The organism is Psychromonas sp. 14N.309.X.WAT.B.A12, from assembly GCF_030397575.1.
Classification (GTDB): domain Bacteria; phylum Pseudomonadota; class Gammaproteobacteria; order Enterobacterales; family Psychromonadaceae; genus Psychromonas.
The window spans coordinates 1-25,297 of sequence record NZ_JAPNXS010000013.1 but is presented as its reverse complement, the minus strand read 5'-3'; the positions used below and the strand labels follow the sequence as shown (position 1 = coordinate 25,297).

24 protein-coding genes and 1 pseudogene are annotated in these 25,297 nt (G+C 36.0%); 13 read left to right on the top strand and 12 right to left on the bottom strand.

Translation table 11 applies throughout. The features are described from left to right. Positions 1 to 21: 21 nt before the first annotated feature. Positions 22 to 1,341 (bottom strand): TRAP transporter large permease subunit, encoded by a 1,320-nt coding sequence (locus OW492_RS14855; protein ID WP_290041110.1) that lies wholly within the window; start codon positions 1,339 to 1,341, stop codon positions 22 to 24. Further along, positions 1,338 to 1,760: a TRAP transporter small permease subunit gene (locus OW492_RS14850; protein WP_290041108.1), complete on the bottom strand. Its 423-nt coding sequence runs from the start codon at positions 1,758 to 1,760 to the stop codon at positions 1,338 to 1,340. The genes OW492_RS14855 and OW492_RS14850 overlap by 4 nt, the downstream gene beginning before the upstream one ends. 271 nt (positions 1,761 to 2,031) lie before the next feature. Here OW492_RS14850 and OW492_RS14845 point away from each other — a divergent pair, with 271 nt between their 5' ends. Further along, complete coding sequence (locus tag OW492_RS14845) at positions 2,032 to 2,988, top strand: helix-turn-helix domain-containing protein (RefSeq protein WP_290041107.1); 957 nt, start codon at positions 2,032 to 2,034, stop codon at positions 2,986 to 2,988. A 118-nt stretch (positions 2,989 to 3,106) separates the two neighbouring features. Here the strand turns inward: OW492_RS14845 and hemB are convergent, their stop codons facing one another. The 8 genes from hemB to ubiE all read right to left on the bottom strand — a co-directional run bounded on the left by hemB (position 3,107) and on the right by ubiE (position 9,677). Further along, positions 3,107 to 4,114 carry a porphobilinogen synthase gene (hemB, locus tag OW492_RS14840; RefSeq protein ID WP_290041105.1) on the bottom strand — a complete coding sequence of 336 codons (1,008 nt, stop codon included), beginning with the start codon at positions 4,112 to 4,114 and terminating at the stop codon, positions 3,107 to 3,109. A gap of 79 nt (positions 4,115 to 4,193) precedes the next feature. Beyond that, positions 4,194 to 4,979, bottom strand: coding sequence for a TatD family hydrolase (locus tag OW492_RS14835; protein WP_290041104.1), 786 nt, complete (start codon positions 4,977 to 4,979; stop codon positions 4,194 to 4,196). Beyond that, entirely contained in the window at positions 4,972 to 5,760 is a 789-nt protein-coding gene (tatC, locus tag OW492_RS14830; RefSeq protein ID WP_290041102.1) for a twin-arginine translocase subunit TatC, read from the bottom strand. Before tatC ends, OW492_RS14835 begins: the two co-directional genes overlap by 8 nt. Before the next feature lie 3 nt (positions 5,761 to 5,763). Continuing rightward, positions 5,764 to 6,153, bottom strand: coding sequence for a Sec-independent protein translocase protein TatB (gene tatB / locus OW492_RS14825; RefSeq protein ID WP_290041101.1), 390 nt, complete (start codon positions 6,151 to 6,153; stop codon positions 5,764 to 5,766). Positions 6,154 to 6,316: 163 nt separating this feature from the next. Further along, positions 6,317 to 6,526, bottom strand: a complete 210-nt coding sequence (gene tatA / locus OW492_RS14820; RefSeq protein WP_290041100.1) for a twin-arginine translocase TatA/TatE family subunit — start codon at positions 6,524 to 6,526, stop codon at positions 6,317 to 6,319. A gap of 81 nt (positions 6,527 to 6,607) precedes the next feature. Further along, positions 6,608 to 8,248, bottom strand: coding sequence for a ubiquinone biosynthesis regulatory protein kinase UbiB (ubiB, locus tag OW492_RS14815; RefSeq protein WP_354669237.1), 1,641 nt, complete (start codon positions 8,246 to 8,248; stop codon positions 6,608 to 6,610). Continuing rightward, entirely contained in the window at positions 8,245 to 8,895 is a 651-nt protein-coding gene (locus OW492_RS14810) for an SCP2 sterol-binding domain-containing protein (protein ID WP_290041098.1), read from the bottom strand. Before OW492_RS14810 ends, ubiB begins: the two co-directional genes overlap by 4 nt. Before the next feature lie 26 nt (positions 8,896 to 8,921). Then, on the bottom strand, positions 8,922 to 9,677 hold the full coding sequence (gene ubiE / locus OW492_RS14805) for a bifunctional demethylmenaquinone methyltransferase/2-methoxy-6-polyprenyl-1,4-benzoquinol methylase UbiE (protein ID WP_290041097.1): 756 nt from the start codon (positions 9,675 to 9,677) through the stop codon (positions 8,922 to 8,924). Between the two features lie 376 nt (positions 9,678 to 10,053). Here ubiE and pgi point away from each other — a divergent pair, with 376 nt between their 5' ends. From pgi to OW492_RS14785, 4 genes are all read left to right on the top strand, one after another. Then, positions 10,054 to 11,706 carry a glucose-6-phosphate isomerase gene (gene pgi / locus OW492_RS14800; RefSeq protein WP_290041095.1) on the top strand — a complete coding sequence of 551 codons (1,653 nt, stop codon included), beginning with the start codon at positions 10,054 to 10,056 and terminating at the stop codon, positions 11,704 to 11,706. Positions 11,707 to 12,069: 363 nt separating this feature from the next. Then, on the top strand, positions 12,070 to 12,924 hold the full coding sequence (locus OW492_RS14795; protein ID WP_290041094.1) for a hypothetical protein: 855 nt from the start codon (positions 12,070 to 12,072) through the stop codon (positions 12,922 to 12,924). Positions 12,925 to 13,048: 124 nt separating this feature from the next. Then, complete coding sequence (locus OW492_RS14790; protein ID WP_290041092.1) at positions 13,049 to 14,941, top strand: acyltransferase family protein; 1,893 nt, start codon at positions 13,049 to 13,051, stop codon at positions 14,939 to 14,941. Between the two features lie 232 nt (positions 14,942 to 15,173). Next, positions 15,174 to 15,938, top strand: coding sequence for a sulfotransferase family 2 domain-containing protein (locus OW492_RS14785; protein ID WP_290041090.1), 765 nt, complete (start codon positions 15,174 to 15,176; stop codon positions 15,936 to 15,938). Positions 15,939 to 16,006: 68 nt separating this feature from the next. On the opposite strand, the gene OW492_RS14780 is transcribed toward OW492_RS14785, so the two are convergent. After that, positions 16,007 to 17,071 carry a glycosyltransferase family 9 protein gene (locus OW492_RS14780; RefSeq protein WP_290041088.1) on the bottom strand — a complete coding sequence of 355 codons (1,065 nt, stop codon included), beginning with the start codon at positions 17,069 to 17,071 and terminating at the stop codon, positions 16,007 to 16,009. 173 nt (positions 17,072 to 17,244) lie between these two features. Between OW492_RS14780 and OW492_RS14775 the strand changes: the two genes are divergently transcribed. Further along, a complete protein-coding gene (locus OW492_RS14775; RefSeq protein WP_290041086.1) occupies positions 17,245 to 18,054 on the top strand; it encodes a glycosyltransferase domain-containing protein in 810 nt (269 codons plus the stop codon). Positions 18,055 to 18,138: 84 nt separating this feature from the next. Then, complete coding sequence (locus OW492_RS14770; RefSeq protein WP_290041084.1) at positions 18,139 to 18,843, top strand: 3-deoxy-D-manno-octulosonic acid kinase; 705 nt, start codon at positions 18,139 to 18,141, stop codon at positions 18,841 to 18,843. On the opposite strand, the gene waaA is transcribed toward OW492_RS14770, so the two are convergent. Beyond that, positions 18,824 to 20,110 (bottom strand): lipid IV(A) 3-deoxy-D-manno-octulosonic acid transferase, encoded by a 1,287-nt coding sequence (waaA, locus tag OW492_RS14765; RefSeq protein ID WP_290041083.1) that lies wholly within the window; start codon positions 20,108 to 20,110, stop codon positions 18,824 to 18,826. The two genes, OW492_RS14770 and waaA, sit on opposite strands and share 20 nt — an antisense overlap. 83 nt (positions 20,111 to 20,193) lie before the next feature. Between waaA and OW492_RS14760 the strand changes: the two genes are divergently transcribed. From OW492_RS14760 to OW492_RS14735, 6 genes and pseudogenes are all read left to right on the top strand, one after another. Beyond that, positions 20,194 to 21,243, top strand: coding sequence for a CDP-glycerol glycerophosphotransferase family protein (locus tag OW492_RS14760; RefSeq protein ID WP_290041082.1), 1,050 nt, complete (start codon positions 20,194 to 20,196; stop codon positions 21,241 to 21,243). 252 nt (positions 21,244 to 21,495) lie between these two features. Next, positions 21,496 to 22,587, top strand: coding sequence for a glycosyltransferase family 4 protein (locus OW492_RS14755; RefSeq protein WP_290041081.1), 1,092 nt, complete (start codon positions 21,496 to 21,498; stop codon positions 22,585 to 22,587). A 158-nt stretch (positions 22,588 to 22,745) separates the two neighbouring features. After that, complete coding sequence (locus OW492_RS14750; RefSeq protein ID WP_290041080.1) at positions 22,746 to 23,906, top strand: glycosyltransferase; 1,161 nt, start codon at positions 22,746 to 22,748, stop codon at positions 23,904 to 23,906. A gap of 156 nt (positions 23,907 to 24,062) precedes the next feature. Beyond that, entirely contained in the window at positions 24,063 to 24,374 is a 312-nt protein-coding gene (glpE, locus tag OW492_RS14745) for a thiosulfate sulfurtransferase GlpE (protein WP_290041079.1), read from the top strand. A 51-nt stretch (positions 24,375 to 24,425) separates the two neighbouring features. Continuing rightward, positions 24,426 to 24,776, top strand: a complete 351-nt coding sequence (locus tag OW492_RS14740; protein WP_113819923.1) for a DUF6572 domain-containing protein — start codon at positions 24,426 to 24,428, stop codon at positions 24,774 to 24,776. Between the two features lie 232 nt (positions 24,777 to 25,008). Continuing rightward, a pseudogene (locus tag OW492_RS14735) lies at positions 25,009 to 25,297 on the top strand (transketolase); the annotation flags it as partial.

The window sequence follows — 25,297 nt, the reverse complement described above, 5'->3', positions numbered from 1 at the left end:
ATAGAAATACTAATGGTTCTGTTATCCGTAAACGTAATTTGGCAACCACAAAGCAAGTTGTGGGAAGACCATGATAAGAATCAGTGCGAGTATCATAATGCCAACAAAAGGTCCGATTGAGCCGTAGATGTCTCGTAAAGAAATCTCAGGTGGAGCCATTGCCTTCATTAAAAATAAGTTATAACCAAAGGGCGGTGTCATGTAAGCAATTTGACAAGTAATGGTGTACAACACGCCGTACCAGATCAGGTCAAATCCAAGGGCATGCACTAAAGGAACAAATAATGGTGCAACAATAACTAACATCGCAGTATCATCGAGAAATGTTCCCATGATCAAAAAAGATAACTGCATTAAGATAAGTATTGCCCATGGGCTAAGCCCTAATTGCTCTGTAAATAGATCGGCAATTGCTTTAACGGCACCAAGGCCATCAAATATAGCGCCAAACCCTAACGCAGCGAGAATAATCCACATAAACATGCAAGAGATAGCCAATGTATTACGAACAGAATTTTCAAAGACGATTTTAGTCATACGTCTTTTAAAAATAGCGGCTGCGAATGCTGCCATTGCCCCGATTGCAGAGCTTTCCACTAAGCTTGTCCAACCATTTACAAAAGGCACCATCATGACTGCAAAAATACCAAGTGGTAATAGCCCTGCTCTTAATAAGCGTAATTTTTCAGCGCGAGGAATATCTCGTTCTTCTTTATTGAGTGCTGGTCCCCAAGAAGGGTTAAGTCGACAGCAAACGACAATATAGATAATAAAAAGAGTAGCCATAATTAGCCCTGGGATAATCCCGGCTAGCCATAGTTGCCCAACAGGTTGACGTGCAATCATTGCATAGAGAACGAGTACAACAGAAGGTGGCACTAAAATACCAAGGGAAGAGCCTGCTTGAATAACACCTGTGACCATTTTTTTGTTATAGCCGCGCTTTAGTAACTCCGGTAACGCAATAGTGGCGCCGATAGCCATACCTGCGACTGAAAGCCCATTCATTGCTGATACCAGTACCATTAGACCTATCGTGCCTATCGCTAGACCACCAGGCATAGGGCCCATCCAAACATGGAACATCTTATAAAGATCGTCAGCAATCTTTGATTCAGACAGTACATACCCCATAAAAATAAACATGGGTAAAGTAAGCATTGGATACCAATTCATTACTTTCATTGCAGCAGTAAAAGGGATTTCTGCTCCGCCAGTTCCCCACAACATAATCGCAGAAATAGAGGCGACAGCGCCTATCGCGGCAAATACGCGTTGACCGGTTGCCATTAATAATGCCATCGAGGCAAACATCGCGATTGCGATCATTTCATAACTCATTTGATTTCTACTCCTCGAATAACAGCAACATCTTTAAAAAACTCTGAAATAGCTTGTAAGATCATCATGATGAATCCTACGCACATAACGGCTTTGATTGGCCAAATAAGTGGACGCCAAGCGGTGCTTGTACGTTGCCCATATTCAAAGGAGTAAAGCAGACTTTCCAAGCCGCCATATAGGAGTACAAATAGGAAAAAAATGAGAAAAAACACGGTAAATATATCCATCCAAGCGCGTTTCTTTATTGACCAGTTACCATAGAACAAGTCCATACGTACGTTTGCTTTTAGTTGAATTGCGTACGCACCACCGAGGATATAATAAGCGGCCATAGTAAATTGTGCCGATTCAAGCGTCCAAAGTGAGGGCATGAAAAAAGTTTTAGAGATTGATGACCACAAAAGTATGGAAACCATAAGAAAGATTCCATACATAGCGATACGGCCGACAAAATAATTAAATTTATCGACATACTTAATATAAAAGAGAATAAAACCAGGCATCTGCTGTCCTTATGCGAATTGGTTCGTTTTTTGCTGATTTAGAATCAACGGTTATCGATTAAGTACTAGCGATATTCGTACCTAACTAATATCAAAAATCGGCAAATAGAAAAGGTCTTATTTAACAGTTAGATAGAGAAATTAAGCACTATATTGGTTCATGATATAAAACAAGGAAATGTAGATGGATGAACTGACCTTAAAAAACAATGCACTAATGATGAGCAGTATTCACTCATATGATGCAAATCATCAGGCGGCGAACTTAGTTAATTGGCAGCAGGAGTTTGATCAACTTAGCCAAGGACATTTTATTGGGGTTATTAACGAGCTTCACTTTCCTCATCTTCATGCATTTCGAGAGGACACGAGTCATAGCTTGAAGCAACAGTGTCGTATAGAAGATGGTGGACTGTGGTTAGGCTTTAGTGCAAATGATAAAAGCTGCCGAATTAATAATGAGCCGACGACTTTTAACCAATTTCTATGTCGATCAGGTGGCCAAGACTTTGAATTATTAACGCCTGATAACTTTTCCATTTATGGGCTGGTTTTACATCCTAGCTTTTTTACTGGATTGACTGAGCAAACAAAAGAAGAAGTGTATGACAGTAGTAGTGATGGCCTATGGTTGGATAATATTGCGTTAGATGAATTATATAAATTTCGCCAATACCTCTCTTTATTATTAGCACCGAAAGGTAATCATTGGAGTAGCAGTACCCATGAGTCTATTCTTCATGATGCTATTTTAGAGCTACTTACTAAGGCACAACGAACGTCAGCTGCCTATGTGACTTCACCGCAACGGCAGCGTATTATGGCTAGAGTCCAAGAGTATTTAACGGAATCTCGTTTAAAATCTCCAATTACGATGAGTGAAATATGCGCGGCAGTGCATGTAAGTCGTCGTACATTACAATATACTTTTGCTCAATGCTATGGGATATCGCCTAAGCAGTATATTCAAGTGGTTCGGCTTAATCAGGCGAGACGAATGCTACAAAGTAGCGAGGAATTTCATACCATTGCTGATGTTGCATTTAATTATGGATTTTTTCATCTAGGCCAATTCTGCGGGAGTTATAAACGTTTGTTTGGTGAGACGCCGCGGCAAACATTGCAATATAAAAATAACTAAAACCACTTTAAAGGCAAAGAGCCGTTAATTTTTAATAGGTTGAGTGTTTGCTTTTGGGATGAGGGAAAGGGGGACACAGGCAAAAATTTAATCATTACTTTTGCCTGTGAGAATGCGGTTACTTTTGTTCTTTCAGCCAGATCGCTACTTGCTTAGCAAAGTAGGTCAAAATACCGTTTGCACCTGCACGTTTAAAACATAATAGTGACTCTAAAACACACTCTTTTTCTTTTAACCAGCCGTTATCGATGGCTGCTTTATGCATCGCATATTCACCACTGACTTGGTAAGCAAAAGTCGGTACCTGTAACTCATGCTTTACACGACGTACGATATCTAAATATGGCATTCCAGGTTTTACCATTACCATGTCTGCACCTTCTTGAATATCTAAGGCAACTTCATGAATTGCTTCATCGCTGTTTGCAGGATCCATTTGGTAGGTAAATTTATTCGCACCTTTTAAATTACCTGCACTGCCTACTGCATCACGGAAAGGGCCGTAGTATGTTGATGCGTATTTTGCACTGTAAGCCATGATTTGAGTATTAATGAAGCCTGCATTTTCTAATGCCTCTCGGATTGCACCAATACGTCCATCCATCATATCTGACGGTGCAACAATATCAGCACCGGCCTGCGCATGTGAGAGGGCTTGTTTCACTAGGATGTCAGTGGTGATATCGTTTAATACATAACCTTCGCTATCGATAATGCCATCTTGCCCATGCGTGGTGAAAGGGTCTAAGGCAACATCGGTGATCACGCCTAGATCTGGTGCTGCTGCTTTAATGCATCGCACGGCACGTTGCGCTAGGCCATTTTCATTGTAAGCTTCTTCTGCCATTTCCGTTTTAATATAACTTGGTGTTACTGGAAATATGGCGACAGCAAGGATACCTAAGGCAGCAAGTTCTTTAACTTCAACTTCTAAAAGATCTAAGGATAAACGTTCGATACCAGGCATCGAAGGAATCGCCTCACGGCAATTAGTGCCTTCAATCACAAACATAGGATAGATTAAATCATTTACTGATAATTGATTCTCTTGTACTAGGCGACGTGAAAAATCATGCTTACGTAAACGGCGTAGACGGCGAGCGGGAAAAGATTGAGAAACAGTCATAATGGCTCCAAGGTGAACAGTATTGTATTTAGTGTTAATAGTCAGCGTAATGAAATCGACTAAATACAGAGTCGTTTATTTAAATTGTTAAATTAAAAAACGTATTCGTTGTTTGTTGTGTATTGCTTAAGAGTAATTGTAAGTCTTGTTGTCTTGCATCGGCAATGGTTTTTGCAATATAAGGCAAGTACTTGGGTTCGTTACGACTCGACTTTGGTTTAGGTCGCATTGAACGTGGTAGTAAATAGGGACTATCTGTCTCGAGCATTAAACGATTATCGGGAATCATTTTAACGATATCGAGTAAGTGTTGGCCGCGGCGTTCATCGCAAATCCAACCTGTGATGCCAATGTGTAAACCCAATGCTAAATATTGCTCAAGCTCAGCTTGTGTGCCAGTAAAACAATGCACGACTGCATTAGAGAGTTGTTTAATGTAAGGAGATACTAATTCAATGAATCGTACACTGGCATCTCGTTCATGCATAAACACAGGTAGTTGATACTCAACGGCTAATTCAAGCTGTTGTATAAAAGCATGTTCTTGCTCGGCAGGTGTGGAGAAGTTACGGTTGAAGTCTAATCCACATTCACCTACCGATTTTACTTCTGGTTGGACTAACAACTCTCGTAGCTTTGTTAGTGCTCGTTGATCCATACTGCTTGCATCGTGAGGGTGAACACCCGCTGTGCTATACAGAAAACCTGGGTATGATTTTGATAAAGTAAGCGCTTGCTCACTTTCAGTGATATTAGTGCCAGTAACAATCAGTTTACTTAATCCAGCTTGTTTGGCTTGTTTAAGCACCGCTGGTAAATCTTTATCAAAACGCGAGTTAGTTAAATTAACGCCGATATCAATCATTACGAGCAGACTCTTTATCGATATTATTTTCTTCTTCCTGATCGGTCTTCTTTACATAAAAACGTGCAAACAGTAAACCAACTTCAAATAAAATGAGCATAGGGACTGCGAGTAAGGTTTGTGAAATAACATCCGGTGGTGTTAACAACATGCCAAAAATAAATGCAGCCACAACAATATAAGGACGTTTCGCTCTTAATGAATCAGGTGTAGTTGCGCCTGTCCAACATAATAATAATGTGGCGACTGGGATTTCAAAGGCTAAACCAAAGGCAAAAAACAGCTTTAATACAAAATCTAAATAGCTGCTAATATCTGTTGCAATGGTAACTCCCTCTGGCGCTGTACTGGTAAAAAATGAAAATACTAAGGGAAATACAACATAGTAAGAAAAAACCATACCCAGATAAAACAAAAATGCACTGCTCGCGACAAGTGGCGCAACAAGCTTGCGCTCATGTTTATATAGGCCAGGCGCTACAAAAGCCCATACTTGATACAAAATGGCTGGTATAGCAATTAATATAGATAGCACGATGGTTAATTTGATGGGTGTAAAAAAGGGCGTGGCAACACCTGTGGCAATCATGCTTGAGCCTTCAGGTAATTGGCTAGTAAGCGGGATCGCAATGTATTGGTAAATATCATTGGAGAAATAAACTAAGCCCAAAAATAAGACTAAGACAATCACTACAATTTTTAAAATTCTATCTCTTAATTCTAAAAGGTGGGTGATTAGCGGTAAGCTATGTTGTTCTTGTTCTGACATCGACTCACTCATGCGTTATTTGTCCTGCGAAGGTGTTTTTTCAGGTATTGCATCATCAGCAATGGATTGTTTAGGTGTTTCTTTTACTGATTTAATGATGTCGTCAACATTGTTTTTATAAGGTTGTGTGAGCTGTTCAACATCCTGTTTCATTTCATCAATTGAGGCTTTTAAGTTAGGATTTAATTGTTCTAGCTCTTGTTTACCTTTTTTGAGCATATTCTCATTCATTTCATGTAATTCAAGTTCTTGAGAAATCTCATTTTTAACTGAGTTTGCCATGTTCTTAGCAGTATTAACCCATTTTAAAACGGTGCGAATAGCAATAGGTAAGCGTTGTGGACCTAACACAACAAGTCCAATCACGGAGATCAAAACGATCTCCCAGAAGCCAATATCAAACATTAAATAATGTGCCTTTTACTAAAACCTACCTGGCACTTATACAATGAAATCAAGCTAGATAGGTGATGGTCTTCAAAAAGTTATGTCGATGACACTCAAAAGCTATCTATATTTTGCGTGGTATCGCCTAGTAAAATAGATGACTTAATGAGTGTGAGTAGTATTAGTCTTTTTGTTCGCTTTTTTCAGCCTTTAGGCTTTCTGGTGATTTTTTATCTAACTCTGTAGCGTTGTCTTCATCTTTTATTGCTTTTTTAAACCCTTTAATTGCGCCACCTAAGTCACCGCCAATACCACGCAGCTTTTTAGTGCCAAATAAAACAATAACAATCACTGCTATGATAACTAACTGCCAAATTCCGATGCCGCCCATAATCTTCTTCCTATGTGTAAATAATGTTGTAAGTTAACTGGTAAACAATAACCCATTAATGTGAAATTTTTACTACAATTGTCACAATTTGTTATTAAATCGCCAAGCAAGTACCCAAGATATTACTGCGGGTATTGTTAAATACAAGTTAATATTGCCATCTTCCTGTAAATATAACAGCGCAGAGATAATACTTAGGGTAATAGCCAAGGCTGTAATCACTTGGTTTTTACTATTGCGATTTTGTTGTTCATTTAAGCGTTGCATCAATAACTGCTGTTGTTTTTGAACTTGTTTGGTTTGCGCTAAATTATGGTAAACCAGCTCTGGAATATCTGGTAATTTCTCTAACCAAAATGGTGCTTTTACTTTTAATTTATTGATTAGGGTTTTAGGGCTTACTTGCTCACGCATCCAATTTTCTAAGAAAGGTTTTGCGGTATCCCATAAATCTAATTGCGGGTATAACTGACGTCCTAACCCTTCAATATATAACAAGGTTTTTTGCAACAATACTAATTGTGGTTGAACCTGCATATTAAAGCGACGTGCAGTGTTGAATAAATTAATTAATACCTGTGCAAAAGATATTTCAGATAATGGTTTCTCAAAAATAGGCTCGCATACGGCACGAATAGCAAATTCAAACTCTTCTACAGGTGTATCGGAAGGCACCCATTCAGAATCAATATGTAGTTGGGCAACTTGGCGGTAATCTCGGTTGAAAAAAGCTAAGAAGTTTTCGGCTAAATAACGTTTATCTTCGTTAGTTAATGTACCTACTATGCCACAGTCAATACCAATCCAAAGCGGATCTTCTGGGTGTTCGTAAGAGACAAATACATTACCAGGGTGCATGTCCGCATGGAAAAAGCTGTCTCTAAACACTTGTGTGAAAAAGGCTTCTACACCTCGCTCAGCTAATAATTTTAAATCAGTATTTTGTGCTTTTAATGCATCAATATCGGATACTGGAATACCGTAAATTCGCTCCATTACTAACGCATCTTTAGTGCAGTAGTCTGAATATATTTCAGGTACGTATAACAGTTTAGAGTTTAAAAAATTGCGACGTAATTGAATCGCATTTGCACCTTCTCGCATTAAATCTAATTCATCTACGATGGTTTTTTCATATTCGCGGATCACTTCAACTGGGCGTAATCTTTTTGCATCTTTTAAGAAGCGTTGCAGTAACCCGGCAAACCATTTCATTAATTGTAAGTCTGCTGAAATCGTTTTCTCGATACCTGGGCGCGTGACTTTAATTACAACTTCTCTACCGTCTTCTTTTAAAATCGCTGTATGAACCTGTGCGATAGAGGCTGATGCTAATGCTACTTTGTCAAAATCATCAAAAAGTTCATGAATAGGGCGTTGGAAAGATTTTTCTATTTGTTTGATGGCCAGTTCACCAGAAAAGGCGGGAACATTATCTTGTAGATGAGCAAGCTGGTCTGCATAAATTGGCGCTAATAGATCACGGCGAGTTGATAACATTTGCCCAAGTTTGATATAAATAGGGCCTAATGACTGTAAGCTTAAACGTAAGCGTTCTGGCAAACTTAAATGCTGATGTTGATTGCGTAACCAAAATAAACATAGGCGCAGAACCCAGTAGCTCTTTGGTCTTTGTGCTTTAGGGACTAGTTCAATTAAGCCGTATTCTATGAAGGTTTTTTGTATCTGGTATAAACGCGATAGCTCTTTAATTTTTATCATTTTTTGTCAGCTAATACCTTGGTTTGTGATAGGTTGTTGAGCTGCTTATCCAGCTTATTGTTGATCTTATTGAGTAACAGATCTGCATCCGTTGCTAAACTACTGACTTGATCGCAAAAGTACGCAACTTCCAATGCACTTGGAGCGAGTTTGATCTCTTCCGTTACATACAGTGCAGATTGCGTTTCAATACGTTTATATTGAAATTGGGTCGTTTGAAACGCTGTTTTAGCATGTTGGCAGAGTTTATGTGCAATAACATCACCCACTTTCTGTGATAAATGCTCTTCCCAATCGATCTGCATATCAGTTAATAACATAGCAAACTTCTGCACTAACTGGATGTCGCCATCAACTTCTAACTCGCCCGATTTAATCAATTGCGTTAATTGACGATTATCTTGCAGTTTATTCAGTGCCTGAAAACTGACCTTGATAGTACAGTCAGGTTGACCTTCAAATTGATTAAGCACATCAACCTGCTGCTCAGAAATAATAAAATACAGTGGTAAGTCTATCTCTTGTAAACTCGCCGCAATGATAGTGCCATTAAGTTGTTTACGTTTGCTTATTGCACTGCTATCTAATTGATGTAGCTGATTCACGCTTGTTTCTAGTAAGCCGCAAAGTAAGTTGGTTAATGACATATTATCTCTCGCTGTAAAAAGGCTATTTAGTATTTGTAACCGCGATGAAGTGCGACAATACCTGCACTTAGGTTAAAGTATTCTGTTCCTTCAAAACCGACATTATTCATCATCTCTTTTAAGGTGTCTTGGTCTGGGTGCATACGAATACTTTCAGCAAGGTATTGGTAACTTTCACTGTCGTTAGCGATTAACTTACCTAACTTAGGTAAAATATTAAATGAGTAGAAATCGTAGAACTTCTCAACCGGCGTGTATACAGGTTTAGAAAACTCTAATACTAAAAGGCGACCGCCTGGTTTTAATACACGGTAAATAGAAGCTAATGCCTTATCTTTGTCTGTCACATTACGTAAACCAAAAGCGATAGTGATCAGGTCAAAATGGTTATCTGGGAAGGGCAGTTCTTCAGCGTTTGCTTGAACATAGCTAACGTTACCTTCGATCCCCATATCACGCAGTTTAGTACGGCCGACTTTGAGCATGGAATCATTGATATCAGCTAAAACTACTTCACCTTTTGTGCCAACAATACGTGAAAACTTGGCAGTTAGATCGCCAGTGCCACCTGCAAGATCTAATACTTTTTGACCTTGACGTACGCCTGAACAATCAATCGTAAAACGTTTCCAAATGCGGTGAATACCCATGGATAACACATCATTCATGATGTCATATTTAGCGGCAACAGAGTGAAATACATCGGCAACGAGCTCTACCTTCTTATCCTCTTCAACGGTTTTAAAACCAAAGTGAGTTGTATTGTCTGAGTTTTCTTGCATCTTATCTGTTTACCTTTTGATAAATATATTGGCTTAATTGGATATCCTCGAATGATACCAATTTTTAAAGGATATTTGGATCTTTATTGTCGACCCTTACATTGCTTGTTTTAATGTTACGCTTTCTTACAAAAGCTCACTCTTTTATTGGCTATTATTCAGCGCTAATAATTCACACTACCACACACGATTTAGTATTAAATTATTCACAAGAGTTATTTAAGTATGCCCTTTTTAAAGGTACATTAGTTGTTGTAACTCATTGTTTTGCCTTTTTTATCAATATTTAATGAACAGTGTGTGGTTATTTCTGATAACTTATAGTCAATGAGCAATAACTGCAAAAGCTTTAATATCATAAACTTGGGAACCTCTTATGCTGAAAAATATCAAACCAACACAGACCAAGGCTTGGTCTACGCTACAATCGTTATTCGATGACCACGCAGATATGCAGATTTCGCAATTATTTGCTGAAAACGCACAGCGTTTTGAGACTTTTTCTCGTCAATTCAATGAAGACTTTTTATTAGATTTCTCTAAAAATCTAATTACTGAAGAAATTTTAGCAAGCCTGTTGGATTTAGCTGAAGAGGTCGATTTATCAGGTGCTATTAAAGCACAGTTCTCTGGCGAGAAAATTAATATCACAGAACAGCGTGCCGTATTACATACTGCTTTACGTAATCGTAGTAATACACCGGTATTTGTTGATGGTGAAGATGTAATGCCAAAAATCAATCAAGTACTCCAACAAATGAAAGCATTTTGTGAAAAGGTACATTCGGGTGAGTGGTTAGGTTATACCGGTAAACGGATTACAGATGTGGTGAATATTGGCATTGGTGGCTCAGACTTGGGCCCTTATATGGTCACTGAAGCACTTCGTCCTTATAAAGTCGATGGCATTGAGACGCACTTTGTATCTAACGTTGATGGTACACACATTGTTGAAACCCTAACTAAGGTGGATCCAGAGACAACGTTATTCTTGATCGCGTCTAAAACCTTTACCACACAAGAAACTATGACCAATGCTCATAGTGCTCGCGATTGGTTCTTAAATTTTGCGCAAGATGAAGCGTTTGTAGCGAAACACTTCGCTGCATTATCTACGAATGCCGCTGCAGTCACTGAGTTTGGGATTGATACGGCGAATATGTTCCAATTCTGGGATTGGGTTGGTGGCCGTTATTCTATTTGGTCTGCGATTGGTTTATCTATTGCTTTAACTGTCGGTTTTGATAATTACGAAGAGCTATTAGCCGGCGCGCATGAAATGGACCAACATTTTGCGACGACTGATTTTAAAGATAACATTCCAGTATTATTAGCGGTTATTGGTATCTGGTATAACAATTTCTACGGCGCTGAGTCTGAGGCTATTTTACCTTATGATCAATATATGCACCGTTTCCCTGCTTACTTCCAACAAGGCAATATGGAATCTAACGGTAAATGTACAGACCGTAACGGTGACCCAGTTGATTACCAAACAGGACCTATTATTTGGGGCGAACCTGGTACAAACGGGCAACATGCTTTCTACCAGTTAGTACATCAAGGGACTAAGTTAATTCCTTGTGATTTTATTGCTCCGGCCGTAAGTCATAACCCAGCAGGTGACCATCATCCAAAATTACTATCAAACTTCTTTGCTCAAACCGAAGCATTAGCTTTTGGTAAAACAAAAATGCAAGTGGAGTCTGAATTTACAGCTGCCGGTAAATCAGCAGAAGAAGTCGCTGATTTAGTCCCTTATAAAGTATTTGAAGGTAACAAGCCAACTAACTCTATTCTTGTTAAAAAAATAACACCTAAAACACTAGGGCAATTGATTGCTATGTACGAGCAAAAGATTTTCACCCAAGGCGTTATTTGGAATATCTTTACTTTCGACCAATGGGGTGTTGAGCTTGGTAAGCAATTAGCAGGACAAATCTTACCGGAATTAAGTAATGATAATTGTGTAGAAAGCCATGACTGTTCTACTAATGGTTTAATCAACGCTTGGAAAGCTTGGAAATAAGTTTTATCTCCCCACTCTAAAATTGACTGCCTCAGGTTGTATTAATTTGAGGCAGTCAGTATGCTTAGTTCTCTTTATATTTTACTCATTGTTGATAAATCATTACTATACCCCTTTGGTATTATCGTTTTATAGCGAGTAATGCTGAAGTGCTTATTTAGTTTAAATTATTCTTTATTCTTGCCGATCAACTTATGACAAGTAATATTGTTTAATGATTGCCTGCAATGCTTTATTGAAGAGTTGTTGTAGATAATTTTATATTAGGTGAATAGGTAAAAATAGATAGTACGGAAACTGCCTATTATTAAACAATAATAGTCTATTATTGCAATATGCATTAACCAAATTACCGAGACATACATGTTAGAAACAGCCATTCTGGTATTGCTTTACAATAAAGAAATAAAAGACAGTAGTACTTTAAACTCTTTAATCAAATCGACAGCTCAATATTCAAACGCTAAAATTGTTATTTGGAATAATGGCCCGAAAAAGTTAAATACTGTCAACTCTCAAGCCCTTATCGACTTAGGCTGTCAAACAGAGATCGTTGAAACAGTCACTAATGATTCCTTAGCAGTTATATATAACCGTTTCATAAAAGCCAATCAGGCTAAAAAGTATATCTTACTTGATGATGATTCTGAGCTGAGCGAGCAATTTATTAAAGCCTCTGCTTTAAGCAAACCTGAACATCTTTCTTTACCCATTATTACTAGTAACGGAAAAGTGCAATATCCAAGTATTGACCGCAAACGTTATTCATCAGAAACAATAATAAAAGATAGTAGCCGAGTTACGACGATCGGTAGTGGCTTAGTGCTTGGTATTAATATTGTTAATGCATTAAATGAATATTACAACAGCGTATTTGATGAACGCTTTTATTTATATGGTGTTGATACGACATTTTGCTTAAGAGTGAATGAAAGCAACCAAGTTAAAAATATACAGTTAATTTCTGGGTTTGATCATTCATTATCTAAGCTAGAAAGTGAAAGCACAAAAATGAATAACTTCAGACGCATTGAGAGAAGTTATGAGAGAGGGCTTAAACTTAGATATTATGTACCGTTGCCTAGGGCTATATTTTTGTTATTAAAAACTGGAACTAGCACATTAAAAAGGCGGCTCGTCGGGAAAAGGTACCAAGTTCGTTTTTTGTATGTGCTAAAAGCATTTTTATCTGGGAAGCATTACAGGAATAATAGTTAAGTAACCTCCTTATTATTATACCAAGTACTTAATACTGGAATTACATGTAAATTAAACATATTTTTTATTACACTTTTTGTATAACATTATTTTTAATATTACCCCAATTAATCGGAAAGCACTTTTGCAATTTAGAAAAGATATAAATGGTTTAAGGGCAATTGCTGTTATTGCAGTTGTATTATTTCACTTTAATAATTCATTGATTTCAGGTGGCTTTTCTGGGGTTGATGTGTTTTTTGTCATCTCTGGTTTTTTAATGACTGGAATAATATTTAAAGGTGTTGAACAAAATAACTTTTCTCTTTCGAAGTTCTATATTGCACGAGCAAATAGGATTGTCCCAGCGTTGGCAGTATTATGCTTTTCTTTAATGATATTAGGTTGGTTTTTCCTTACACCATATGACTATAGTTCTCTAGCGAAGCATATTAAAGGAAGTGTTACATTTAGCTCTAATGTGATGTACTGGAAAGAGTCCGGATACTTCGATACAGATTCTTACTATAAGTGGTTATTACATACTTGGTCTTTATCAGTTGAGTGGCAATTTTATATTTTTTACCCGTTAATTATTGTTTATATGCGCAAAGTAATGAGCATAATAACAATGAAAAAAACGATTTTATTAGCATTTATTATTAGTTTTTTACTCTCTGTGGTATTGACTTATCAAGCACCCCATTTTTCATATTTTATGTTGCCTACTAGAGCATGGGAGATGTTAGCTGGCGGCGTCGCATATCTTTTCCCAATTACTCTAACAAAACGAAATAAAATAGCCTTTGAGTACGTAGGAGTTATATTAATTATTAGTACTTATTTTTTCGTTTCAGAAAGTGATTTATGGCCTGGGTACTTAGCTACATTTCCCGTTTTAGGAAGTTATTTGATAATACAGGCTCAACGAACTAATAGCTTTTTAACTGGAAACATGCTTTTTCAACATATAGGAAAATACTCTTATTCTATATATTTATGGCATTGGCCTTTAGTAGTTGTAATACATTATTTTTCATTGCCAGGCTTTTATATATATATCGGACTTATTTTGTCTATATTACTTGGTTTTTTAAGTTATAAATATATAGAAAGACATACATTTAAAGAGGGCATATGTAATCTTCGTAGTCTTTTAAATTATAAACCTTTAATGATGGTTTTATCTATTTTGGTATTGGCTATTCTTATTCGTAGTCAAAATGGTTTTATTAATTTAGCCCCCAAAGAATATAAGTACTTAATTAATAACTCACAACCTAGCCCTCTTAGAGGTGAGTGCCATTTACGTAAATATAAAGCTCCAAGTGATTCATGTGAGTACTTTAATGAAAATAACGTCTCTTGGGCGACTTTAGGAGATAGTCATTCCACTGAGATTGCTTACGCATTAGCAAAAAAAATACAGCCATATGGTATCGGCTTGAAACATTTTAGTTACTCTGGGTGCAAGATATCTTTTGAGATGCCTAATGACTTTAGTGATTGTGCAAAATGGTATAATGAGGCTGTTGATTATATAGTTAATGATGAAAAAATAAAAAATGTGGTTATAAATCATAGATTCACAGAGGGATTATTTGGGGGGGTAGACGTTGGTTCTGAACAATATTTGCAACAAAAAATGACTAAAAATACCCTTAAAATGGTTAAATCATTTGATGAAATGGTACTTTTGTTAGCTGCAGAAAAGGAAAATATCTATCTATTTTATCCAATTCCTGAGTTACCTGAAAATATCAAAGATCTAGTGAGATTAAAGTATAGAAAACGAAATATTCCAGATAATATAGTTGGAACAAGTCTGAAATGGTATCAAGAAAGAAACAAATATATGATTCATCATTTTGATACAGCAAAATACCCAAGTAATGTTCATCTGTTAAAAGTAGAGGATATTTTCTGTGATTCAAAAAATTGCTATGCCGTAAAAAATGGCGAACCGCTTTATTTTGATGATGATCACCCTTCACTTATTAGCGCAACTAAGCTAGTTCAATCTATAAAAATTAATTAAATTTGACCTCAAAAGAAGGCTAATGAATTATTATCTGCCTTCTTATTTTTTAATTTAATCCATCAAAGTAATACGTAATAGTTATTATTTTAAATTTATAAATACCTCAATATAACTGATATTTTATAACATTAATTGAGAAAATAATTATATATATCAGCCTGCTTTGCACATTCTTTACTTATTTAAATTTTATCATGGATAATTGTTTTTAAGTAAGGGAAGTCACTATATGTCTTTCACTGTGCGTGTGAAAAATAACCGTTCTAAAACTACGTCTCACTTTGTTAGTTTGATTTTTTCTGTTCCAATTAGTTTATATAAGCAGTATAAGTCCAAACGAAAAGTTACAAAAATGAAACGTAAACTAAAAGGTAATGGAGTTAGTTATTCAAATAAAACTTTGTTTAACGAAGCTAATGAAAAGCTGTTGTTTATACATATTCCTAAAGCAGCCGGAATGTCTGTTGTGAAAGCTTTGTATAATCAGGATAGATCGCATCATGCTTGTGCAACAGACTACAAAAAGGAAGATGAAATTAAATTTTCTCAAGCTTTTTCTTTTGCCATTACACGTAACCCATATTCCCGATTATATTCAGCATACAATTACCTTAAAAGCGGCGGTATGAATAATATTGATCGTGCATGGTGGGAATTATATTTGGCTAAGTATGATAGCTTTGAGTCGTTTATTATTGAAGGTGGCTTAAATTATGCCATTGAAAATAAAGCGGAACATTTTATTCCTCAATATAAGTTTGTATTCGATGAGGATAATAATTTATTGTGCAATTATTTAGGAAAAATAGAAAAGCTTAATGAAACAGAGATTTTATTAACTAAAAAGTTGCAAAAACAGGTTACATTTTCTCACAGTAATGCTGTTAGTAAATCTAGCGTTGATTTAGATGATATTTATACATTAAAAATGTTAGAGATCGTTAACGAATGCTATCAAAAAGACTTTTCTTTGTTAGGTTATGATACTCGATAACCCTACTTTAAATCATCAATACTCAGTAAAAATTCTTCTATGTTTTTCTGAGTATTGATATTTCAGTTCTAATCTAAGTGATCAATGACGTTGATAACCTGTTCCAAACTAATATCCTTCATAATATGTTCCCCTTTTGTTCTGGCACTCCAAGGCAACTCTGAAATTGACTTATTGTACTGTAATTGAACGTGCTTTTTATAGACACTGACCACGTTATCTTGACTCAAATAAGGGCCTGTTCTTTGCGGGTTACTGTGACCATATAAACCAATAACAGTAGTACCTTGTGTGGTTGCTATATGAGCTGGGCCTGAATCTGGCGCTAGTACAATTTGTGCTTGCTTTAATGTTGCCGTGAGTTGCTTTAATGACGTTTTACCAATTAAATTGATCGCTGATTGTTGCATTAAATTTTGTATGTTATTGCCCAATGTTATTTCTCTCGGGGCTGGGGAGCCACACAACACAACCTCAAAACCTTTTTCTATGGCATAGTCAGCAATGGCTGCATAACGGTCTGTTAACCAATTACGCTCATCTTTACTGGCAGCAGGGCTAATCACAAAGAGTGGTTTATTCGCTGAACTAATGCTTTGTGCAAAGCTGATATCTGACTTACTTAATGGAATATTCCAAGTGGGTATCGTTTTATCGATACCAAGGAAATAAGCGAATTCAAAAAAGCTTTCTAACACATGTTGTGATGCGGTGTCAGGGATCTTTTTATTAGTGAATAACCATTGTCCCTCTTTAGCACGTTTGCGGTTAAAGCCTATTTTATATTTTGCTTTAATACCAATAGTTAATGCGCTGGCTCTTAATGCGAGCTGCATATGTAATAGCGCATCAAATTTTCTACCAGAAAGCTGCTTCCAGATCGCTCTCATGCCTTTAAAACCGGTTTTTTTATCAAAAATGATCACTTCAACATTTGGTAAATCATTCAGCAACTGTGCTTCAATTTTTCCCATGATCCAAGTTATTTTAGTTGAAGGCCATTGTTTTTGAATAGCCTGGACCATAGCAACTGCATGACAAACATCACCGATAGCGGATAGACGTAGGAGGCATATAGATTTTGGGGCTGATGTAAATAGAGGGGGCATAAAAGGTGTTCCAAGTAATTTCATTGAATTATTACTTATGATACTTCATCAACAGTTGAAATTGTATGAATAGAACTAGAAGTTTAGTGTAATATTTGGCTATCTAACTTTACGAAGTAAAGTAATCAGGAATGAGCGTGAGAAAGTATTAGTTAAAATATTTATTCAAGGCGCTTTTGATAAATGGAATGGTGATTATGAAGAATAAAAATGTAGTTTATGGGGCATTAGTTGGACATTATGATGATATTCCAAAACATAAACATAAAGTGGAAGGTTGGGATTATGTCCTCTTCACTGATATATGCAATTTAAAAGAAAAAAATGGCTGGGAAATTAGACCTCTTCAACATTTAGTTAAAAATCAAGATGATGATAATAATAAAATAAAAACGGCAAGGTGGCATAAAACAAACCCTCATAAATTATTCCCTGAATATGAGTACTCTTTGTGGATTGATACAAATATTAATGTACTTGATAAGACACTTGATAAGTTTATTAATTTAGCTATATCTAATAATGATGAAATTTCTACTGTAAAGCACCCTTTGAGGGATTGTATATATGAAGAGGCGACTGCATGTGAGGCATCGGGTAAAGATGCGCCTGGACCTATAAAAAATGTAGTAAATTTTATTTCAAAAGAAGGCTTCCCTAAGCATTATGGTTTATTTGAAACTAATCTTTTATTAAGAAAGCATAATACGGATAAAGTTAAGAAAGTAAGCGAAGTATGGTGGGATGTGGTTAATAAATACTCTAGAAGGGACCAATTAAGCTTTTCGTATGCTTTATGGAAGGAAAAAGCGAATTGTACTTATTTATTGGGGGAAAGCAGGTCTGTTAGAAACTTGTCCGGTTTTACTATTTTAGGCGGGCACAGTAAAAATAACAAAAAGAAATACCTTAAAAAAATTAAAAAATTTATTTTTTATATTAAAATAAAAAAGGATTTTAAAATCATAAGGATATGTGGTTTTTATTTATTAAAAAGAGATTTTTAATTATTGCTACATTTTTAACGTCTTGATACAGATGTAAATAGAGGCATGTTAATATCTTTTCTTTTCGGTAAATGGAATCACATCATGTTAAAGACGTTTGAACAAAATAACTGTTATATCATGTTTGATGATAGCTTAATTAGCGATGATATAGAACGTTGTTTTGATCCTCAATACTGGGAGCAACTTAATAAAGTAACTGGTAGTGCGACAGGTCGAGGGACAACATGGTTTGTGCAGTTAGACGCCATACAAGGGGCGCTGCGTCATTATCGACGTGGAGGGTTATTTGGCAAAATTATTTCTGATCATTATGTATTTAATGGCTGGGAGGTGGCACGTTCCATTGCTGAATTTAATTTATTACAAAAACTTAATCAACTTGAAGTAAATGTACCTCGCCCAATCGCAGCTCGAGCTATAAAGCATGGTTTTTTTTATCAAGCAGATTTGTTATCAGAAAAAATACCCGATGCGCAGGATTTGGTGGATATCTTACAACAACGTAAATTAAACGAAGCTGAATACCATGCGATAGCAATACAGATTAAAAAAATGCATCAAGCGCAGGTTAATCACACGGATTTAAACATTCACAATATCTTGCTGGATAAACAAGGCAAAGCATGGATCATTGATTTTGATAAATGTTATGAACAAACAGGGAGCGAATGGAAAGAAGGAAACTTAAAACGCCTATTACGTTCTTTTAATAAAGAGTTCAATAAGCGTCAAATTAAATGGGAGATGCAAGATTGGGAGTGTTTATCTAAGGCTTATCATCAATAATACTTAGTATCGCTTTACTGGTTTTAAGTAGAGCACCTTGATTCCTTTCAACAAAAGCTAATGCCTGTTTCCCTTGTTCATTTTGTATTTGTTCGTTTGCGAATAAATGCTTTATTGCATTAGCGATCTCTTTTGCATCTTGGCAAATAGTACAAGCGCCTAATATCGTTAGCTGCTCTGTTATCTCTTTAAAATTAAAATAACTGGGCCCATTCAAAATAGGCTTTTTGAGTGCTGCAGCTTCAAGTAGATTATGCCCGCCGACCTTATCACCAATTAAGCTTCCGGCAATGAAACAAACATCTGATGCGCCCAGTAAAACCATCATCTCACCCATGGTGTCACCAAGGTAAACTTGAGTTTGTTCTGTTATGTTGTGTTGGCTGCTTCTTGATATTACCGATAACTTATTTTTGGTAACGAGTTCTTGTACTGAGCTAAAGCGCTCTGGGTGACGCGGCACGATAATTAATAATGCCTCTGGTATGCTCGTTAATACTTGTTGATGAGCTGCAATAACCTGTTCATCTTCACCTTTATGTGTGCTCGCCGCAATCCATACTGGTCGCGCATTACCCAAAGCTGCTCTTAACTTCTTTGCTTCGTCTAATTGTGTTGGCGTTACTTTGATATCGAATTTAATAGAACCTGTCACTTGAGTTTGGTGCGGAGAAAGACCAAGGTTAATAAAACGTTGTGCATCATGTTGAGTTTGCGCTAAGACAAAATCAATATTTCTCAATAATAGATTAAAGATGAAGGGAAACTTCTTATAACGTGTGGCAGATCTTTCAGATAATCTGGCATTAATAATTGTTACCGCTATGTTCATTTTTTGGCAGTAATGTAATGTGTTAGGCCAAAGCTCAGTTTCCATAATAAATAATGCTTTAGGTTGCATGCGATTAATAAAGCTTTTAATAGCAAAAGGAAAGTCTAAAGGCATGTAACGGTGTTCGACTAAATCCCCTAACTTTTTCACTTCATTTGCACCTGTGCTGGTGGTCGTGGTTAAGAGAATATTAAGTGAAGGTGTTTGTTTTTTGAGTTCTTTAATTAAAGGGGTGATAGCGACGACTTCACCAACAGAGACTGCATGAACCCATATTGGATTGTTAAATGTTTTATTAATTGGCGGAGTGATACCAAAGTGCTCTTTCCAGCGTTTTCCAAATTTAGGTTTGTTTGGTTTTGACTTATACAAGCCAATTAAAAAAATTGGCGCTACTAATATTAATAAAAGGCGGTAAATTAAACGTAAAAGCATATTATCAATTATTCGCTGTTTGCTAAAAAGATGTAGTGTACACTACTATTATTTATTTTTAGTTCAAATTGTAGGGTAAATCAATGCAGGTATCACCATCAAATACAGAAAGAAAGTCGTTAAAATTTCTTTTTTATGTTGAGCAAAATTATGCCTTCGATATTCTTCGCCCAATACAGATTGAAGCTATTAATCAAGGTTACCAAGTAAAATGGCTAATTGTCGGAAATGACGCTTCTACTCAATATTTGCGAGATGATGAGCAAATGCTAGCCTCCATTGACGATGCCATTGCTTTTAAATCTGATGCTGTTTTTGTTCCTGGCAATCATGTACCCCGTTTTATACCTGGCATTAAAGTACAAGTTTTTCATGGTTTAAACCAAAGTAAACGCGGTAACGTTTATCCTGAGAGAGGCTTGTTTGATCTTTATTGCACTGAAGGGCCGCAACGAACTGGTATGTTATTGGAAGCAATTAAAGATAAAGCTCATTGTAAAGTAGTTGAAACCGGCTGGGTAAAGTTAGATGCTTTATTTAGATACCAATCTAAAGAGACTTTTTCACGTCCACAAATTTTATTTTCATCGACTTTTTCAACTTCATTATCCTGCGCTGAACTTGTGTATGATGAAATTAAGAGACTAAGTAAAGATAGCCAGTGGCAATGGTTAGTGACATTACATCCTAAAATGGCCAAACAGACAGTACAAAAGTATAAAGATTTACAGGGTGAGAATTTAGTTTTTTTTGGTAATGATCAAGTGATTGAGGCTTTGCACCGAGCAGATTTAATGATTTGTGATAATTCCTCTATCTTTCAAGAATTTTTACTACTAAATAAACCTGTTATTACTGTTAATAATAGGTCTCCGTTGGATTGCTTTATTAATATTACCGAAGCTGCCGAACTAAAGGGAGCAATTCAGCAAGCTTTGTCTCCTTCTTCTGCTTTAATAGAGCAAATTAAGGCATATGGTCCAGCTATCACTCCTTTTCTTGATGGTAACTCATCTAGTCGAATTTTATCTGCAGTTGAAGAGATGATTGAAAATGATTGGCAAGACACAAAGCCGCGTAATTTTATCCAAAATATTAAAATGCGCAAAAAGTTAAAGTATTGGAAACATTAAATTATTTATTTGCTTAATAAATCGGTTTTATTTATCTCATTTGATTGGTGTTAAGGGATAAGATACTCTACACATCATATACTTATTGTTTATAGCTTTTGATAACTAATCATTAAAGTAGAAAAATAGATAACTATTTTCCTTAGATTAATTAACATTAATCAACAATCTTTTACTCGTATTCTTTTGAGGTTGAAAGTTCCTTTTAGGAGTCGGCCTTCATTTTATCAATTTTTTGGATTTAGAATTACCATGATCAATGTTTTAGTGGTGACACACCATGCTCGTGAAAATATTAACCCTATACGTCCTGAGGCATCTCAAATAATAGGACTACATAAAACAGGGAAAGTGAGAGTAACGGCTTTATGCAACCCAAATTCGCCACTTATTGCGTTGTTTGAGTCGAATGGAATAAAAGTGTTCACTGATAAGCTAAATAAAAAATTTTCATTATCTAGCATCAAAAAAATTAAACAGTTGATTAAACAGCATGATATTAAAATTCTCCATCTGTTTAATAATATAGCTTGTTGTAATGGCGCAATGGCGGCTATCGGTACTGATGTAAAAGCAATTGCTTACAGAGGGCAGACTGGCAATATGAGTCGACTTGATCCTGCTAGTTATTTAACTTTACTTCACCCGCGTTTAGATAAAATTATCTGTGTTGCAAAGGCTGTTGAGTTAGAGCTAAAAACTCACCTTGGTCGACATAAAGATAAAGCCGTGACTGTCTATAAAGGTCACGATAGTAGCTGGTATCAAAATCCAAAAGCTGATTTATCTGATTTAAAATTAGCAGATGATAGCTTTATTATTTCATTAGTTGCTAATTTAAGACCGCGTAAAGGCTTACCCGTTTTGATGGAAGCATTATCTTTATTGCCTAAGGATACAAACCTTGACGTTTTATTAGTAGGGGCTGATCCTTCATCACCCAAAATACAGGCTTTGATTGAATCAAGTGGCCGTGTTGGTAGAGTACATGCGTTAGGTTATCGAACTGATGCGCCTGAAGTCGCTGCTGCTTCTGATTTAACTGTATTACCAACAACCAAACGAGAAGGCTTATGTCGTGCTGTGTTAGAAGCTAACTCCTATGGTATCCCTGCCATTGTATCTGATACAGGCGGTAATGCCGAGTTAGTGAAAAATGGTCATTCAGGCATTGTTGTTCCGCCATCTAAACCTCAAGAATTAGCTGATGCCATTATGAAGTTATACAATGATAGAGCGTTATGTGCGCTTTACGGTAAAAATGCCAAAGAAAGAGCTGTGAATAAATTTAATGTTGAGCAAGGGGTGGAAGCAACGCTTGATGTTTATTTGTCGTTGGTTTAATAATCGTATTTAAAGCAGTCTCTAAAAAATCAAAAAATTATTATGGATTTATGTAACATATTAATTTTTATAAACTAAACTAGAGCATTAAAGTCGTAAAATTGTACTTATTTGATGTTGTCTAAAAAGTAGCTTCAAATATGATTCTAGGTATAAAAATGAAAAAAGTATTATTTGTTGTCCATAATTTAAAGTTTGGTGGTATCCAGAAGATAACTGTGGAATTGGCCAGGGCATACGCCTCATTAGATTATGAAGTTCATATTATCTGTCTGGAAAAAGGGCAATTAATTAAACTAGATTTCGAATGTCATTTACATACCTTAGACATAAAGTCATTCTTAAAAAGAAACCCTTTATTAGCGTTATATTATGTAAGTTATAAATTGCTTTTTAGACACATTGTTCCTTCATGCGAGCTATTTCTTTCTAAGCCGATATTCAAGCCCTTGTTATTAAATCTATTAACAACTTTAGAGTCTGAAAAAAAGTTTGATGCTATTTTTATTAGAGGGCTGCGTTCAATTAAACGTACTTGGTGGCTTGATCGTGATGATATAGTTAATAGCCTTCATTTGCCTTATCAGTTTAAAACCCATAATAACTTTTTGATGAAAGGTTACTGTCTTCGAACTAATCGTTGCCTTTTCCAAGATAAACTTTATTTTGCTGTATCGGAACATATCACATTACCTGTTGTTAATATGTTAACTGAAAATAGTATAAAACCTAGAAAATTCGAGGCGATACATAATCCTTGTGACATTGAACGAGTTAAGCTGTTAAGCAAAGAAAAAATAAAGATATATTCGGGTAAATATATCTTAGGTGTGGGGCGCTTGACTAAACAAAAAAGGTTTGATTTATTGATAAAAGCTTATCATCAAGCAAATGTTAAAGATTATAAATTAGTAATATTAGGAGAAGGGAATCAAAGGTGTGAACTTGAAAAACTCATTGCTGAATTAGAGTTGGGTGATTCCGTTATTATGCCTGGTTTTGTATGCAACCCTTACCCTTGGTATAAAGCCGCTACATTATTTGTTTTAAGCTCTGATTGTGAAGGTTTTGGAAACGTTATTGTTGAGGCTCTTGCTTGCGGTGTTCCTGTGATTAGCACAGACTGTGGACCAGTCCATGAAATTCTAACTGAAGAGCTGAGCCAAGGTCTAACTCCAACTGGAGATTATTTATTGTTGTCAGAAAAAATAAATCAATACTTAATTTCACCTGTCACACCTAATCAAGAAAGCATTGATAGATTTTCATTTGAAACAATTATCTCACGACAATTAGGGTTAATTGAGCGAGAAGACTAAAAATTTCAGAATAGTGAGTCCATTACTTTATGAAAAGTAAATTTAATTTCGTGTATACGACTAACTGTTAAATAGAAAAGTAGTTGATTTTAGTGCATCATATTTTTGAGTAAAGATTTTGATATGCACATGCGCATTTAATAAAAGGAATAAAAAATGTCCACATTTAAGCTAATAGAAATAGCTGAAACCAAACAACGTTTAGAGAATGAAGAGGCTGTTCTTGTGGATACGCGTGATGCTCAGTCTTATGCTGCTGATCATGCAGAAGGTGCTTTTAATTTAAATAACGAAACACTAAAAGAGTTTTTTGAAAAAGTGCAGTTTAATACACCTGTATTTGTTGTTTGTTACCATGGTAATAGTAGTAAAGGGGTTGCTCAATATTTAGCCGACCAAGGTTATAAGGATACTTATAGCGTTGAAGGTGGAATGGCCATGTGGCGCGAATTATATCCAATGGTTTAGGTTATTAGTCGTATACATCAGCATTAATTAGATAAAAAGTTAGGAATAGTAATGAGCGTAGTTGAAACAGATAGCATTGATGCTATTGGCATGGAAAAGGAAGCGAAACGTGTATTTTTAAGTATTATTGACCCGTTAGTTTGGGATCACGACGATGTACACCTTTTTACACTACAAGAAAAAATTAATACTTATTTGTACTTCATTGAGTCTGGCGAACTATTAAAAGCACTACCAGATGCGGAAGGGTTTGATATTGCGATTGAGTTGATTCTTAAGCATATGCCAACAGATCAAGCCATTACCTTTTTTGATAAAACCACACAAATATTATTAGATCAGGGAATTATTTTTGTTTTTGGTCCAAATAAAAATACTGGATATGCGGAGCAACAAAGCTAGTTTAACAGTCTTTATTAAGGGTATTTAATCTACCCTTAATTATTTTATTTCATATTACTTAACCTATACTTTTGCATTTTCTTTACTATTCCCCAGTTAAACTTTATTTTCTCCAATTATGTGATCAATTTGTAAATTATCGTTTGCCCCCGTACCACGTATTTGTGATAATCCGCACCAGATATATCCGCACATATTCTTTATTAAATCTAAATGTAATCAGGAGAAACAGATGCCTTCTCGTCAAGAGTTAGCTAATGCCATTCGTGCCCTTAGTATGGATGCAGTACAACAAGCCAATTCAGGTCACCCTGGCGCACCAATGGGGATGGCTGATATTGCACAAGTGTTATGGACTGACTTCCTAAAGCACAACCCAACGAACCCAGATTGGGCTGACCGCGATCGCTTTATTCTCTCTAATGGTCATGGCTCAATGCTTATCTATTCTCTATTGCATTTAACCGGTTATGACCTTTCAATCGAAGACCTTAAAAACTTCCGTCAACTGCATTCAAAAA